Here is a 2,156-nt window from a genome sequence, read left to right on the forward strand (position 1 = left end):
CTAGCCTGAATTCCCATGCCTTGGGGAGCGGTGACGGATGACGGGTTTCACGGCCCGAATTCGAGCTTCAGGGCCCGCCCTCCGAGCCATGGCACGACGGTCTCGGCATCGGCGAAGCCGGCGTTGACCATCATCGGGTTGTGCGCCCGCCGCGCGAATCGGACGCGCACCGCGTGCTCGGAAACGGTGACGGTTGCGGTGGCGTCGATGAAGCTGCGAAACAGGGTCCTTGCCCGCGCGCTCCTCTGCCCGTTGCCGATCCTGTCTGCCAGGAGCCTGTAGAGCCCGCTCGCCATGAGGGTGAGCTGGAGGTCGGTGTTGATGCGCATGGGCACGGCGGCGGAGAGCGCGTCCATGTGGAAGAAGTCGATGGTCTCGGCGATCTGGTTCTCGATGACCATGCGCCGCGCATAGCGGTCGACGAGGTCGGCGGGCCGCGCCCGCATCTGGTTGGTCACGAGCAGGACCGGGTCGTCGTGGCCGAGCCCGGCGATCGCGATCTGGCGGATCTCGCCGGGATACTGCGGCAGGCGGATGGTCTCGTCGATGATCCGCGGCGTGCGGTAGCGGCGGCCGATGTTGGCGAGGCGGATGCGGCGCCAGTCGGCCTCGGGACGCGCGCGGAACGCGGCCATGATCCTCTTCGAGCGCCGGCGCAGGGTGAGGAAGGCGATGCCCTGCCTGTCGATCTCGGCCAGGTTCGCGCGGGTGGTGAGGCGGCTGTCGAAGACCAGCTCGCCCGGCAGGCTGCCGGTCTCCTCGAGCCAGTCCGCGACGAAGTCGAGGATGGCGTCGTTCTGGCGGTCCTTGCGGACGGTGGCGTCGGCGTAGCAGAACACGCGGGCCTCGGCGTCGCGGGCGAGGAAGGCGAGAACCCCGTTCTGGCGGCGCGAGCGCTTGGAGACGTAGTGCTTCTCGATCAGCGCCTGGTCGCCATGGTAGGGGATTGTGTGGAAGTCGAGGTCGAACGAGGCGCCGGGACGCAGGCCCTGGTCGCGGACGGCCTGGTTCCACGCGCGCATCAGCACGGGCAGCCGGCGCGGGTCGACCCGCGTGCTGTATTCGGTGAGCGTCGAGCGCTTGGGCATGGCGTTGAGGCCGGCGAAGAGCGCCAGGCCGGGATCGAAGACCTCGGCCATGGCCTGCGCGGGCCGGCCGATGCCCCAGAGCTTGAGGGCGAGCAGCGCGCGCCAGGCGGCGGGCGCGGGGATCATGGCGCTCCCCGGCATGGCCGCCTCGTCGAGCAGCCGGTCGAGATCGAGGGCCACCAGCATCGGGGCGAAGACGAACAGCCCGCCGAAGCGGGTGCGGAAGGCGCCGTCCTCGATGCGGAAGGCACGATGGTCGGCGACCGGCGCGACGTCGGGGCCGACGATGTCCGCCAGCACCGCCGCCGAGCGCCGGGGCAGCCGCGCCAGCCCGGCCTCGCGGATCACCTTGGCCACGGTCGACGGGCTGGCGGGACAGCCCTCGGCGCCGAGGACGTCGACGATCTGGTGGATGGACATCTGCCGCTCCCGGCGCAGGGCCAGGATGCGGTCGTTGCGGCGCCCGCGCGTGGCCGCGATCCCCGGCGGCGGCGCCTCCTTCGGCCTCTGCGGCGGCTGGAAGAAGGCCCAGCCGGGATCGGCACGGAACGCGGAGCAGAGGTTGCGGAAGGACCCGACGCTGTAGCCGAAGGCCTCGGCTGCGGCCCTGCAGTCCATGCCGTCGACATAGCGGGCCCTGAGGGCCTCGTACCGTCTCTGTGCCGGGTTCTGCGGCTTGAGGAAGGCGTCCTTGATGCTCATAATCTTCGTTGCTGCACAAAATACACATTGTCACAATATCATCATGGGCACTCCCTGTCAACCGCCTGATGCGGTGTCGATGTCAAGGGAACGTGGCTGAAGAACGGCCGGGCGCAAGATCATGTTGTTTTCCGGGACAAGAGCCACCTGGGGACATGCATCGCGGGGGCGACCGGCGCGGGAATTCCGCCGCCGCCATGCCGGGCGACGCTCGCGGCTTCCATAATGATCTTACGATTATTGTTACTACTGCGAACCAATCATGTGATGAACTGTCGGCGACAAGCCAATGAGAGCCTGGGGAATCCAGAAAATGCGGCCGTCTCGCGTCATGCCTCTCCCCAAGAATGGGAATTCAGGCTAGAA

2 protein-coding genes are annotated in these 2,156 nt (G+C 68.3%); one reads left to right on the forward strand and one right to left on the reverse strand.

What is annotated here, in order from left to right; translation table 11 throughout:
- Window positions 1-47 precede the first annotated feature (47 nt).
- Window positions 48-1,445 carry a hypothetical protein gene (locus OXI49_00175; GenBank protein ID MDE2688910.1) on the reverse strand — a complete coding sequence of 466 codons (1,398 nt, stop codon included), beginning with the start codon at window positions 1,443-1,445 and terminating at the stop codon, window positions 48-50.
- Here OXI49_00175 and OXI49_00180 point away from each other — a divergent pair.
- The gene (locus tag OXI49_00180) at window positions 1,438-1,674 is read left to right on the forward strand and encodes a hypothetical protein (GenBank protein MDE2688911.1); all 237 of its coding nucleotides are present in this window, start codon (window positions 1,438-1,440) and stop codon (window positions 1,672-1,674) included. The genes OXI49_00175 and OXI49_00180 overlap by 8 nt on opposite strands.
- Window positions 1,675-2,156: the final 482 nt, after the last annotated feature.

Source organism: Acidobacteriota bacterium (assembly GCA_028875725.1).
GTDB lineage: Bacteria > Acidobacteriota > Thermoanaerobaculia > Multivoradales > Multivoraceae > Multivorans.